The 13149-nt window shown below is 70.3% G+C and carries 10 protein-coding genes and 1 pseudogene; 7 read left to right on the top strand and 4 right to left on the bottom strand.

The annotated features are described in order from the left end of the window. Positions 1-3: 3 nt before the first annotated feature. The 7 genes and pseudogenes from BLU79_RS44325 (at position 4) to BLU79_RS44295 (ending at position 9002) form a co-directional block, all read left to right on the top strand. Positions 4-2361 carry a hypothetical protein gene (locus BLU79_RS44325; protein ID WP_093911728.1) on the top strand — a complete coding sequence of 786 codons (2358 nt, stop codon included), beginning with the start codon at positions 4-6 and terminating at the stop codon, positions 2359-2361. 192 nt (positions 2362-2553) lie between these two features. After that, positions 2554-3600: a lysylphosphatidylglycerol synthase transmembrane domain-containing protein gene (locus BLU79_RS44320; protein ID WP_093911727.1), complete on the top strand. Its 1047-nt coding sequence runs from the start codon at positions 2554-2556 to the stop codon at positions 3598-3600. A 231-nt stretch (positions 3601-3831) separates the two neighbouring features. Further along, on the top strand, positions 3832-5034 hold the full coding sequence (locus BLU79_RS44315; RefSeq protein ID WP_093911753.1) for an MFS transporter: 1203 nt from the start codon (positions 3832-3834) through the stop codon (positions 5032-5034). A 178-nt stretch (positions 5035-5212) separates the two neighbouring features. Further along, positions 5213-5770 (top strand): TetR/AcrR family transcriptional regulator, encoded by a 558-nt coding sequence (locus tag BLU79_RS44310; protein WP_093911726.1) that lies wholly within the window; start codon positions 5213-5215, stop codon positions 5768-5770. A 225-nt stretch (positions 5771-5995) separates the two neighbouring features. Next, a pseudogene (locus tag BLU79_RS44305) lies at positions 5996-6810 on the top strand (IS5 family transposase). Between the two features lie 73 nt (positions 6811-6883). Continuing rightward, positions 6884-7612, top strand: a complete 729-nt coding sequence (locus BLU79_RS44300) for a hypothetical protein (protein WP_093911725.1) — start codon at positions 6884-6886, stop codon at positions 7610-7612. A gap of 268 nt (positions 7613-7880) precedes the next feature. Continuing rightward, positions 7881-9002, top strand: coding sequence for an endonuclease/exonuclease/phosphatase family protein (locus BLU79_RS44295; protein WP_093911724.1), 1122 nt, complete (start codon positions 7881-7883; stop codon positions 9000-9002). Positions 9003-9770: 768 nt separating this feature from the next. Here BLU79_RS44295 and BLU79_RS44290 read toward each other — a convergent pair. The 4 genes from BLU79_RS44290 to BLU79_RS44275 all read right to left on the bottom strand — a co-directional run bounded on the left by BLU79_RS44290 (position 9771) and on the right by BLU79_RS44275 (position 13131). Next, entirely contained in the window at positions 9771-10517 is a 747-nt protein-coding gene (locus tag BLU79_RS44290; RefSeq protein ID WP_093911723.1) for a PP2C family protein-serine/threonine phosphatase, read from the bottom strand. Between the two features lie 174 nt (positions 10518-10691). Continuing rightward, a complete protein-coding gene (gene msrB, locus BLU79_RS44285; RefSeq protein ID WP_093911722.1) occupies positions 10692-11099 on the bottom strand; it encodes a peptide-methionine (R)-S-oxide reductase MsrB in 408 nt (135 codons plus the stop codon). Between the two features lie 13 nt (positions 11100-11112). Beyond that, entirely contained in the window at positions 11113-12501 is a 1389-nt protein-coding gene (gene murC / locus BLU79_RS44280) for a UDP-N-acetylmuramate--L-alanine ligase (RefSeq protein ID WP_093911721.1), read from the bottom strand. Between the two features lie 156 nt (positions 12502-12657). Next, a complete protein-coding gene (locus tag BLU79_RS44275; protein ID WP_177001425.1) occupies positions 12658-13131 on the bottom strand; it encodes an indole-3-glycerol phosphate synthase in 474 nt (157 codons plus the stop codon). Between the last annotated feature and the right edge of the window lie 18 nt (positions 13132-13149).

The raw sequence follows: 13149 nt of genomic DNA, 5'->3' as shown, positions 1-13149 counted from the left end.
CTTATGAACGACAACGCTGAGCAGCAGCCCCTCACCGCGGCCCCGTCCTATGCGGCGGCCCAGCTGGCCAAGGCCTTCACCACCGCGCTGACCCACGCGGACGCCGACACCCGGCGCCGGGCCGAGGTGCGCGGGCAGCGCTGGCGGGAGGTCCTCGCAGGGATGTCGGCGGGCCGGCTGACGGTCGGTTCGCGCACCCCCGTGGCCGGGCTGCCGGCCTGGGTGACCCCCGAGGTGGTCCGGGGCGGCTTCGCCACGGGCACCCCGGGTGCGGGCGGCCCACTCCAGCCGCACGAGACCGAGGCCGCGCGGAGTTTCGGGGTACCGGCCGACCGGCGCGCGCTCTTCGCCCACTGCCTGACCGAGGACGGACTCGCTTGGCTGTGGGCCCGGCTGGACACCGGCCACTACGAGATCGACGTACCGGAGGAGGCCGCACTGCTCACCATGGCCTGGCTCGTACGGCACGGGGAGACGGACGCGGCACTGGACCTCGCGGCAGAACTGGAGCCGTTCGCCGACCGCCTGCGCTTCCTGCCCCGCCCGACGGACCCCGGCATGGCGGGCACCCGCCCGACGGACAGCCCCGCCCCGGACGCACGAACAGCAGACGTCGGCCCGCCCGTGCATCGCCGCACCGTCTCCGACGCCGTCGGCACCCTCGTACGGCGGCGGCCCAACGCGGCCGTGGAGAGCCAGCGTGAGGCGCTCGCCGTGTGGCAGCCGTTCGGTGACGAGTTGCTCGTCCACTGGCTGCGGACGGCGCGGGACGGCCGGGTGCTCGAACTCGACCCGGATGCCGACTGGTTGGCGAGCGGCGCCGCCCTGCTGGACCGTTACCGGCTGCTGGCCGCGGAGCACACCCGCTGCTCCAAGCACCGCAACCCGAAGCAGAACCTGGGCATTCTGCGCGGCGCGCTGGAGGAGACGGTCGCCGGCCGGCCCCTGGACGCGCGCCGGCTCGGTCTGCTGCGGCACGCCGTGGCGTCCATGGTGCGGCGGCGCGGGCTGCCCGGATCCGCACCGCACACGTCCCTGCGCCGCGCCCAGGCCGAGCAGGCGGCACTCCCCTCCCACCACGCCCTGGCCCAGGTGGCGCTGGGACGGCTCGCCGGGCTCCCGCAGGAGACGGGCGTCCCGGAGGTCGCCCCCGTCGTCGCCCCGGTGACGCGGGAGGAGAGCCGGGAGACCGGCCTGCCCGCCGGGGCGGCCGTACCGCCCGCCGTCCGCAGGGTGGTCGAGGCCACACTGAGGGCGCCGATCGGCACGCTCGTGGAGCGCGGCGTCGTCCCGTCCGCCGAGGTCATGGCCGAACTCGTACCGCAGTTGGTCGCGGCCACCACCGCGCAGGCGTACCGCGACGAGACACTGCGGACACTGATGGCCGCGAACTACCGGGCGTTCCGCAATCGCCGCTCCCTGCTCCTGCTCAACCTGGAACGGCAGGTACGCGTCGAGGAACTGCCCTGGGTACGGGCGGTGTCCGGGCAGCGCGCCGCGGTGCTGGGCAAGCCGGACAGCGACGGTGCGCTCGCCGTGCTGCGGCAACTCGGCGAGCTGGCCGTGCAGGCGTTCCCCGGCACGATCCTGCCCAACCCGCTCGTCCGCGAGCTCGGCGTGCTCGCCCGCCAGGGCGACCTGGGCGCGCCGTTCGTCGAGGAGTTGGCCGCCGACATCTTCATGGACACGTTCAGCCCGAAGTTCCTCACGGCGGCACGGATCGCGGGCGAACTGCTCCGCGGCACGCTGTACGAGCGGTACTACGGCATCGACTACGCGGCGATCCGCAACCTGGCGATCATCGAGACGGGCACGGCGCTCAGCCACTCCCGCGGCGCCCGTACGTCCCCCGGTTTCGCGCGGCTGTGCGCCGAGCGGGCCGCGGCGGCGTCCGGGACCAGGGCCGGGTCCTGGTCGGTGGCGGCGAACGGCACGGTGATCGAGCAGGCGCAGATCCTCACCACGCATAACCTGGCCACCCTGGTCCACCGGGTGGGCATCGCCCCGCGTCCCGACTGGGCCGACCTGGCGCGCCACGGCTTCGGCACGGTGTGCCGGCTGACCGCCCGCGTCCACCACAACCCGCGCCCCTTGGCCACCATCAAGGACGCGGCGTACGCCTGGCGCCAGACCCTGTTCCACCTGTCCCTGTGCCCGCCCGACGAACAACGGCGGGTCATCGCAGGCTTGGACGAGGAGACGGCCCGCCACCCCGCCCACGTCACGACCCGACTGGCCCCCGTGCTGGCGGGCCTGGTCCTGGTCGCGGAGGGCGGAGGCTTCGGAGCGGACGGGACGGCGGACGGGGGACGCGCCCGGCGCCTGCTGGGGTGGAGCAGCGGCGGGCATTGGATGCGGTGAGGGTGAAGGCGGCGGCTCGCGGGCACCATCCGTAGCAGGACCACGTCGCCCGCTCGCCGACGCCGCTTCCGCTCCCGGACACCACGGCGTCACGTCGAACGGGCACGTTTCCGTCGTCCCCTCCTGCCTCGCCCTCCCTCTAGCCGTCCGCCCCGCGTCCGCGCGGGTGGGACGCGGAAGGACGACCGCGCTGTGTCCTCGCTCCCGCTCAGCGATCTCCCCGGACCGCTGCCCGCCACGGCCGCCCCCGCTCCGGCCCACTCCCCGCTCCCTCCCCTCTCCCCTGCCCACCGCACCCGCTTCTCCCCCGCCCGCCTCACCCGCCACGCGCTCACCCTGCTCCCGCTCCTGCTGATCGGCGCTTGGGCGGCGGCCGACTGGCACACCGTCCACGACGGGGCGACCCGGCTCGCCTCCGCCGACCCGTGGTGGCTGCTCTCCGGCCTCTTCTTCACCTGCATGGGCTGGGTGGTCGCCGCGGTCGTCCGCCAGGGGGCCATTCCGGAGCGGCTGCCGCCCGGCCGGCTGCTCGCGTCGCAGTTCGCGGCCGGCGCCGCCAACCAGGTGCTGCCGGCCAGCATCGGCGCCCACGCCGTCACCCTGCGTTTCCTGCAGAGCCAGGGCATACCCCTGGCCCGCGGCACCGCCTCGCTCGCCCTGTACTCGCTGGTCAAACCGATCGCGAAGACGGCGGTGCTGCTCGGCTTCCTCGTGGCCTTCCCCGAGCTGCTGCACCTGGGCGAACTCGTCCCGAACAGGCGGACGTTGCTCCTGGTGGCCCTCGGCGTGACGGCTGTGCTCGCCACAGCGGGCATCCTCGCGGCGACCGTACGCCCCCTGCGCCGCCCCCTCGTCTGCTTCGTACGCACCGCCCTGACCGACGCCCGGATCCTGCACACCCGGCCCAGCCGCGTCCTCGCCCTCTGGGGCGGGGCGGCCGCCACCCCGCTGCTCCAGGCGAGCGTGATCGCCTCGGTCGGCTTCGCGCTCGGTCTGCCGCTGTCCTGGACGCAGGTGACCCTCGCCCTCCTCCTGGCCAGCACCGCGGTGGGTGCCGTACCGGCACCGGGCGGCATCGGCCCCGTGGACGCGGCTCTGGTGTTCATGATGGTCACCTTCGGCGCCCCGATGGGCCTCGCCGCGGCCACCGTCATCGGCTATCGCGTCCTGACGGTGTGGGTCCCCCTGCTGCCGGGCGCACTCGTACTGTCGATCATGGTGCAGCGCAAGATGCTCTGACGCGAGATCCGGCGAGCACCCCGCTGATCCCAGGCACCCGTTGATCCCAAGCACCCGTTGATCCCAAGCACCCCGCCGATGGATGCACACCCCATTGAATAGACGCAACGACTAGTCTAGTCTCTTGAATAGACGCAACGGTAAGTCTCGCCTTGATCGCGCCGCGCGTCGTCTTCCGCCTACGACCGCTCATGAGAGGCCACAGCAGTGGGGAACCCGACCGTCCACTCCATGGACCGGACCAGCACACCAGAGAGGGTGAGGGGCGACGGGCTCGCCGTGTTCAGCGTGGCCTTCGCCTTATGGATCACCATGGCGGGCACCACCGCACCGACCCCCCTCTACCCGCTCTACGGCGCCGAGTTCGACTTCACGCCCTTCACCGTGACCGTGGTCTTCGCCGTCTACGCGCTCGGCGTCGTCGTCGGCCTGCTGGCCCTCGGGCGACTCTCGGACCAGGTGGGACGCCGCCCCGTGCTGATCGCGGCCACGCTGCTGTCCGTGTGCGCCGCGGTCGTCTTCCTGTACGCCGAGAACGTCGGAGCCATGCTCGTCGCCCGGGTCATCTCCGGCTTCTCGGCGGCTCTGGTGACCGGCGCCGCCACCGCCTCGCTCGCGGAACGGCTCGGGCCGGACGCCCGCGTGAAGCCCGCCACCGTCGCACTGTTCGCGAACATGGGCGGCCTGGCCTGCGGCACGCTGCTGGCCGGCATCCTGGCCGACGTCGCCCCATCCCCGCTGCGCACGCCCTGGGTCGTCATGCTCGCTCTGGCCGCCATCGGCATGCTCGGGGTCATGGTGAACGGAGAGAGCTCCGAGCACCGCTCCGGCTTCTCGTTGCAGTTCCAGCCGCTGCACGTGCCGGGCGAGATCCGCTCGGACTTCCTGCGCTCGGCGATGGCGGCCGGTTCGGGCTTCGCCGTGCTCGGCGTCCTGACCGCCGTGACCGGCCTGTTCCTGGGCACGGTGCTGGACGAGCCCAGCCATGCGCTGACCGGCCTCGTGGTGTTCATCGCCTTCGCATGCACCGCGTTCGGCCAGCTCCTGGTCCGCGTCCTCAAGCCCGCCACCGCTCTGCCCACGTCCTGCGTGGGGCTGATCGTCGCCGCCGGCCTGATCGCCACGTCGATGGCCACCAGCACCCTGGCACCCCTGCTGATCGGCGCCGCCGTCAACGGGCTGGCGACGGGAATCGCCGTCGGCCACGGCATCGGCAGCATCATCACACGCAGCGCCCCTCAGCACCGCGGCGCGTCGGTCTCCACCTTCTTCGCCATCCTGTACTCGATGCTCGCGGTGCCCGCGATCGGCGTGGGCGTCCTGATCCGCGAGACCAGCCTGCGCCCCGCCGGTGAGACGTTCAGCGCGGTGGTCGCCGCACTTTCCCTCGGCGTCCTGCTCAGCCTGGTGCGAACCGGCAGGAAGGCCGCCTGAGCCCGGCCGGCCGGACACGGGTCCGCGGTGGAGCCCCTGTGCCAGAATTCTCAGCAGACGCACGACTCGAAAGGTTGACGGGACCATCAGCGCCACGCGGAAGCCACAACCGGACTGCGAACAGACCACGGTCATCAGCCGAACCGGCCCACGCCGCAGCGAGAGCGTCCGGCTCGCGGTGCTGCACGCAGCGGATGATCTCCTCGTCGAGCGAGGATTCACCGGTCTGACCATCGAGGGAATCGCCCAGCGCGCGGGGGTCGCCAAGCAGACGATCTACCGCTGGTGGAAGTCGAAGGTCGACATCCTGCTGGACACACTCATCGACGACGCCCGTGAGGCCCTTGAGTGGCGGACGGACGAGGCCGCGAGCGCCGAGGCGAACCTCGCGTCCCATCTGCGGCGTGTGGCCGACTTCTTCGAGGAGCCGGCCGGCCAGGTGCTGCAGGCACTGCTCGGGCACGCCCAACTGGAGAGCGACACGGCCACGTCACTGCGGGACGGCTTCCTGAAGGAGCAACGCGAACGCGACGCGGCCGGCCTGCGCGAACTCCTCGCCCGCGATCTCGACCTCACCGTCGACGACCGGACCCTCGACCACCTCGTGGATCTGCTGCTCGGCCCGCTGTACTACCGGGCGCTCGTGTTCGGCGCGCCCATCGACAAGGAACTCGTGGACTCCACGGCCCGGATCGTCCTCGCCCTCGCTCGAGAGTCGTCACCCAGGGCTTCTTGACTGACCGTTGTCCTGACCGACCGTTGCAGGTTGATACAACCGCTCCTGATTCCGTCGATGACGGCCTCGGTACGCGAAGCAGCACCCAGCTTGATGCCGTCGAGGACTTGGCGCTCGCGTGGCGTGAGCATCGAAGCCGACCTCGGCGCTAACAACGGCTAACACAATGAGGTGGATCAGCCCTGGTGGCCGCGTCCGGGGCGGGAGTTGAGCGTTCGTTCCGGTGTGGGGACGTCACCGTGGATCGTGTCGGATGAGCTGTGGGACCGCTTGGAGCCGCTGCTTCCGCAGCGCGAGCGACGCTTTCGGAATCCGGGCCGCAAGCCGTTGCCGGACCGGGAGGTGCTGTGCGGAATCCTGTACGTGTTGCCCACGGGGATCCAGTGGGAGTACCTGCCCAGGAAGCTGGGCTTCGGCTCGGGCATGACGTGCTGGCGCAGGCTGCGGGATTGGAACGAGGCCGGTGTCTGGCAGCGGCTGCACGAGGTCCTGCTTGCTGAGCTGAACGTGGCCTTACGGCTGGACTGGTCTCGCTGTGTGGTCGACTCCTCCCACGTCCGGGCGCCAAAAGGGGGCAGCACACGGGCCCGTCGCCGGTCGACCGCGGCCGGGCCGGCTCGAAGCACCACCTGATCACCGACGGGCACGGCACCCCGCTCGCGGTCCTGCTGACCGGCGGCAACCGCAACGACGTCACCCAGCTGATCCCGCTGCTCGATGCGATCCCGCCCGTCCGCGGCCAGGTGGGTCGTCCGCGCCGCAAGCCCGACTCGCTGTTCGCCGACCGCGGCTACGACCACGACATCTACCGCGACCAGGTCCGCGCTCGCGGCATCGTTCCAGCCATCGCCCGCCGTGGCACCCGGCACGGCACTGGGCTGGGTACTTACCGGCGGGTGGTCGAGCGCACGTTCGCCTGACTGCACGGCTTCCGGCGACTGCGCATCCGATGGGAACGCAGGGCGGACACCCACGAGGCGTTCCTCAGACTCGTCTGTCCGGCCCAACTCCGGGTCGCTGAGGTTCTCACCCGAGCCTAGCGTCTTCCACTAGGGCCGGACGCCAGCCGGACGACCGGCTGACCGCCCAGAGCCTGCGGTCAGGAGGAGCGCAATGAACGGGGTACCGCAGCGGGGCAGCGAACAAGAACCTGCCCCGACGTACGAGGAGATCCAGGCCAGGATCGGAAAGCGCCTGGACGACGTCGCTAAGATCCTGGCAGGCGCCCTCGTCGCCGTTGCCGGCGTCATGACCCTGCTCGGCCTCAGCAGCGACGTCGTGTTCGTTGCCCTCAACAACGACTCGTGGCCCATCTATGTGGCCTCGCTCTGCGCCATCCTCGCCATCGTCTGCAGCATTGTGGCTCTGCTCGTCCACCCCACACGGCGGGGCAACCTGTGGGAGACCGTTGTGCTCATTCTCGGGGTGATCCTCTATATGGCGGCTCTGAGCGTGGCGGTTATCGGCGCGGCAAAGGCTGCTGGGGGAAACGGGCGGCCGACCATCACCCACATCAAAGCCGAGGGCCCTCGGTCCAATCTGAAATTAAGTTTCGATGTTCATGCTGACGGCGTCGAGACGGGCGCCAGCATTGATGTGTTTGTAAACGCTGTCAGGGCCGACTTGTCCGAGCCTGTTGTTGAGTCGGTCGACGCCTACTCAAGCGAGCTCAGACCCAACGACAAGGGCGTGGTCGAGCAGCGGGTCAGTATGCCGATGTCCCTTCCACCACAGGCCGCAGGCATCAGCATCATGGCCCTCAATGCGGGCGACGGAATCCAGGACGAGTGCGGCTCGCTCACACAGCGCGGGCCGACGTGCGCAAGGTTCCGGATTCCCTAGCAGCAAATCGCATCGAGCAGAGGGATCAACCGGATGACGTCGTTGCGGTGTGGACGGTCACGTAATTCCCCAGCCAGAAGTTCACGTTCTTCCTCATGGGGATCCCGGAGTCGACTCCGTCGGCACCATCCGCCCATCAGAGCAGCCCTTTCTTGCGAAGGGCTTCGGCTACCCGGCCTACATCTGGATCGACACATCGCGTCCGGCCGCCTTAGCTGTTGCCGAAGATAGGCACTTTAATCGCCTATGCACCGAAAGGTCTGCTTGTATGTTCCGCCGTTGGTTCACAGCCGCCCTGGGCGCGCTCGCGCTCCTGCTCCTCACACCCGGGTCACTCCCTGCGGCCTCGGCCGCCGAGGCCCCCGCCCCTTTGCGGGTCATGACCCGCAACCTCTACCTGGGCGCCGACCTCGCGCCCGTCCTCGCCGCCGGTAACCCACAAGCGCTCGTCGCCGCGGTGACCGCGGTATACGCGAACGTCCAGGCGACCAACTTCCCCGAGCGCGCCGAGGCATTGGCCGACGAGATCGCCGGCAGCGACCCCCACCTCGTGGGCCTCCAGGAAGCCGTGCTGTGGCGCAGCCAGACACCAGCCGGACCGGGCAGCGCCACCCACGTCGAGTACGACTTCCTGCAGATCCTGCTCGACAAGCTTGCCTCCCGGGGCAAGCACTACGCGGCCGTGGCCACCGTCACCGTCGGCAGCGACTTCGAGGCCCCGCGCTCCCTGCCCGGCGGCGGTCTGCAGGACATCCGGCTCACCGACCGCGACGTGCTCCTGGCCCGCACCGACCTGCCCGCGCGCGTCTTCTCCGTGGCCAACCCTCAGGCCGCCCGGTTCCAGGCCCACGTGCCCATCTGCCGCCCGTTGTTCGGCTGCGTTCCGCCCGGCAACGTCCCCATCCGGGTCGAGCGCGGCTGGGTCGCTGCCGACGCCACCGTGCGCGGCAACACCGCCCGGGTGGTCACCACCCATCTGGAGCCCGCCTCTCCCACCGTCCAGGAAGCACAGGCCGACGAACTGCTCACCGGCCCGCTGAACACCACACTCCCCACCGTGCTTCTCGGCGACCTCAACTCGGCCGCCGGCGGAGTCGGCGCAACACCGGGGACCACCACCCAGACCTACAACCACCTGCTGGCCGCCGACTTCACCGACGCATGGACTGCCACCCGCCCCGGCAACCCCGGTTTCACCTGCTGCCAGGCCGCCAACCTGATCAACCCCACGTCCAGCCTCGCCCAGCGCATCGACTACGTGCTCTTCCGCGGCAGCGGCGTCACCGCGCTGGCGAGCAACCGGGTGGGCGACACCCAGGCGGACCGCACTCCGTCAGGACTGTGGCCCTCGGACCACGCCGGCGTCAGGAGCGTGCTCCTGCTGCGTTGAATGACACCCGCACAGGAGCAAGGCCTTTCATGAGGGGTTGCCCCATCACGCCCTCCAAACGGGCACCCCTTCGCCATGGGGAGCCTCCGCCTGGGGAATTACGTGACGCTCAAGGCCTCGATCGTGGGGAAAATTCTGAACGCTCACATGCGGCCCCGGATACAGCCATCAGGACTGATCCACCTCATTGTGTTAGCCGTTGTAACTCCTCGAATGCCGGACGCGATACGCGAGACATGAGCCCCCCTGTCATTCACTGGTCAATAACCACCAGGCAACGATTGCGCGTTGCGCATTACGCTCCGGTCAATAGAGTGAAATCCGAAGGTGAGCCGATGCTCATTGACCGCGACCGGCGAACAAACCGCCTGCCCCATCCGGCGGCCTGTTCACGCTCGACCCGCTGGAGCACACGCCCGTCACAGCAGGCTCCTCACAGGCCACGACGGCTCCGATCCGGCTGGCCACCGGCGAATTTCAGAATTTCATCAGAGGCCATCCGGAATACGTCCAAGGAGCTACTGAAATGACCACAGCAGCGCATTGACGCGACCGAGCAGCCGAGAGTTCGGCACGTCCTATGGATGCACCGCCCTCCATATTGCGGCGGCCCTGCGGGACAACAGTTCGGGAATGCCGTACTCCGTTGATCTGCACGCGGGAAAGTGCGCCGCGGCCCGGCACCATCTGAAGTCGCTCCTCGGCCTGGACCGCCGGCGCGCCTACGCGAAGGGCTACTGGAAACTGGACGAGGCCGGGAACCGCCCGCTACTCCTCCTCGACCCGCACCACCGCCACGGTGATGTTGTCGGGCCCGCCCGCCTCGATCGCGGCCTTCCACAGCTCGAAGGCCGCCCGGCCGTCGTCGTGCCCCCGCAGGATCTCGTCCAGTACGTCCGTGGTGAGCGGGTCCGTCAGGCCGTCCGAGCAGATGAGGAAGCGCTCGCCCGGCGCCATGGTCGCGGAGGTGACATGGGGGTGGACGGCGCGGAAGATGGGCGAGCCGCCCAGGCACTGGGTGACAAGAGCCGTGGTCTGCCCGGCCGGATGCGGCGGGCTGTCGTCGATGCTGAGCTGACGCAGCCCGTCGGGGGAGGCCGCGAAGACCTGGCTGTCGCCCACGTTGAACACGAACAGCGAACCGGGCTGTACGACGACACCGGCGACCGTCGTCCCCATGCCGACGAGGTCGGCTCCCTGCTCGGCGTCGGCGGCCTGGAACACGGCGCGGTTGCAGACGTTCAGCGCCTCCCGGACGGCGACCTCGCTGGTCAGCGCGGGCCCCAAGGACGCGATCTGTCGGACGACCAGAGCGCTGGCCACCTCCCCGCCGGGATGCCCGCCGAGCCCGTCGGCCACGGCGACGACGAGGGGGGTGCCGAGCGGGAAGATCAGGGTCTGCGGGTTCTCGGTCACGGTGGCGCACAGCGTCCACGGCCCGACGACGAGGCTGTCCTCGTTCCGCTCCCGCAGCAGCCCGGGATGGCTGATCGCACTCACAGCGACGTACGACATGCGGCGCCACCGCCTTCCCGCACCACCGGACCGACCATGGGGCCGACCCGCCGGGCCGGACCCCTCCTACGAGTCTAGGAACACCCGCATCCCCCGTGCCAGCGCGACCGCAATCCGCCGGCCGCGCCCGCCCTGCCCGCGTCAGTCCTCGCGGGCATCAGTCTTCCTCGGCCGTCAGTCCTCCTCCGCCGCCAGCCGCAGCGAGATGCTGTTGATGCAGTACCGCTGATCGGTCGGCGTCGGATACCCCTCGCCCTCGAAGACATGCCCGAGATGCGACCCGCAACGGGCACACCGCACCTCGGTCCGCACCATCCCGTGCGAGCGGTCCTCGATGAGCTCCACCGCGTCGGTGTCCTTGGGGTCGTAGAAGGACGGCCAGCCGCAGTGGGACTCGAACTTGGTGGTGGAGGTGAAGAGTTCGGCGCCGCAGGCGCGGCAGGAGTAGACGCCCGTCGTCTTGGTGTTGGTGTACTCACCGGAGAAGGCGGGCTCCGTGCCGGCCTGCCGGAGGACGGCATACTCGGCCGGGCTCAGCTCCGCGCGCCACTCCTCGTCCGGCTTTTCGACGTCGTACGACATGAATGCTTGCCCCTCACTTCGCCAGGCGGTCCAGGATGAGCGGGCCGAGGTCGGTGACATCGCCCGCGCCCATGGTGAGAACGAGATCACCGGGCTTCGCCATTCCCGCGATGAGCGCGGGCACCTCGCTCTTGTCGGGCACCGCCGTCACCTCGGCGCCGGCCGCCCGGGCCGCCTCGATGATCAGGTCGCTGGTGACGCCGGGGATCGGGTCCTCGCGGGCCGGGTAGATGTCCAGGACCAGCGAGGAGTCCGCGAGGGCGAGGGCGTCGCCCATCTCCTTGCCCAGTTCCTGGGTGCGGGAGAAGAGGTGGGGCTGGTAGGCGACCAGGATCCGGGCGTCACCGGCGGCGGCGCGCATGGCCTCCAGGTCGGCCGTCATCTCGGTCGGGTGGTGGGCGTAGGAGTCGATGACCTGGACGCCCGCGGCCTCGCCCTTCAGCTGGAGCCGCCGCTTCACGCCCGTGTAGGCCGCAAGCGCCGGGGCCAGCTCGGCGGCCGGCACGCCCAGCGCCGCGCCCGCCGCGAGGGCGGCCACCGCGTTGAGCGCGTAGTGGCGCCCGGGCACCGAGACCCCGAAGGTGAGTTCCTGGCCGTCCAGCAGGACGGTGACCTGGCTCTTCAGCCCCTGCGCCAGCACGGACAGGACACGGACGTCGGCGTCCTCCGCCTCGCCGTAGGTCACGGTCCGCACGGCGCCCGACACCCGGTGGGTCAGCTCCCGCGCCCCGTCCTGGTCCGCCGAGATCACCAGGGTGCCGCCGTCGACGATCCGGTCGGCGAACGTCGCGAAGGACTCGTAGATCTCGTCCATCGACGCGTAGTTGGCGTGGTGGTCGAGCTCGACGTTCAGGACGATCGCGACCTCGGGCGCGTACTTGTGGAAGCTGCGGTCCGATTCATCCGCCTCTGCGACGAAGATGTCGCCGTCGCCGTGCAGGGCGTTCGAGCCGGGGGCGTCCAGGTCGCCGCCGATGGCGTACGACGGCTTCAGGCCCAGCTCGGACAGGGAGACCGCCAGCATCGACGTCGTGGTCGTCTTGCCGTGCGTACCGGCGACGGCGATCGGACGCAGCCCGTCCATCAGCGCGGCCAGCGCATCGGCACGGTGCACGACCGGGATGCCCATCTCGGCGGCGCGGGCCAGCTCGGGGTTGTCCTGCCGGATCGCCGACGACACGACGACACAGCTGGCGTCGTCGGCGAGGTGCTCCGCCGCATGCCCGATGTGCACGGTCACGCCCAGCGCCCGCAGCGCCTCGGCGGTCCCGGACTCCTTGGCGTCGCTGCCGGCCACCCCGGCCCCACGCTGCGCGAGAATCTTCGCGATCCCCGACATCCCGGCCCCACCGATGCCGATGAAGTGCGGTCGGTCCATGGCGGAGGGAATGCCGGGTGCCATGTGTGTTCTCCCAGGATTGCGGTACGACGGTGAGCCCTCAGCCTATTAGCTGGCGGTGATCGCAACGCCCAGGGGCGCGGGGAACTGCGCGACCAGCCCCACACAACCCGCAGCCGGCAGGTCTCACAAGCCCCTACGGCGCAACCCCGAAAACCCCTACGCCTTGCTGTGCGAGAACAGCTTCAGCACCGGCACCCCCACCTTGTGCCTAGCCCTCGACGCCCAGTCACGGTGGAAGAACTCCTCCACGTAATGAGGGTCGGTCAGCACGATGACCTCATCCGCCCCGACCTCTTCCACCACGGCCTTCAGCGCATCGAGCGGATGATCCTCCAGCAGCCGCCCCTCGGCCTCCGCACCGGCCCCGCGAAGCGCCGTGAGCGACACCTCCAGCGCCCGCTCCCCCGTGCTCATCGCCTCCTCCCCCTCCGGCGTCTTCCCCTCCCGAACGGCCTCGTCCAGCTCGCCGAGCGCGATGTCGTCGATGGCGCGCAAGAGCCTGTCGGCCTGCTCGCCCCGCGGCTGGAGCAGCACATGGAAGGCGACCTGCTCATCCCCGTGCAAGGTGGTGACGAACTCCACGTCGGCGGAGGTCAGGGCCTTCTCGATCATCAAAACGCTTGTGAACACCGGGCGCCCCTTCTGCGG

The organism is Streptomyces sp. cf386 (assembly GCF_900103585.1).
GTDB lineage: Bacteria > Actinomycetota > Actinomycetes > Streptomycetales > Streptomycetaceae > Streptomyces.
Note: the sequence above shows the minus strand (reverse complement) of the source record. Positions and strands in the feature narration are given on the sequence as shown.

What these genes read in the sequence shown, in the direction of transcription:
- BLU79_RS44295 (WP_093911724.1), top strand. Translation starts at nt 7,881, where the DNA reads ATGTTCCGCCGTTGGTTCACAGCCGCCCTGGGCGCGCTCGCGCTCCTG.
- BLU79_RS44315 (WP_093911753.1), top strand. Translation starts at nt 3,832, where the DNA reads ATGGACCGGACCAGCACACCAGAGAGGGTGAGGGGCGACGGGCTCGCC.
- BLU79_RS44300 (WP_093911725.1), top strand. Translation starts at nt 6,884, where the DNA reads ATGAACGGGGTACCGCAGCGGGGCAGCGAACAAGAACCTGCCCCGACG.
- BLU79_RS44290 (WP_093911723.1), bottom strand. Translation starts at nt 10,517, where the DNA reads ATGTCGTACGTCGCTGTGAGTGCGATCAGCCATCCCGGGCTGCTGCGG.
- murC (WP_093911721.1), bottom strand. Translation starts at nt 12,501, where the DNA reads ATGGCACCCGGCATTCCCTCCGCCATGGACCGACCGCACTTCATCGGC.
- msrB (WP_093911722.1), bottom strand. Translation starts at nt 11,099, where the DNA reads ATGTCGTACGACGTCGAAAAGCCGGACGAGGAGTGGCGCGCGGAGCTG.
- BLU79_RS44325 (WP_093911728.1), top strand. Translation starts at nt 4, where the DNA reads ATGAACGACAACGCTGAGCAGCAGCCCCTCACCGCGGCCCCGTCCTAT.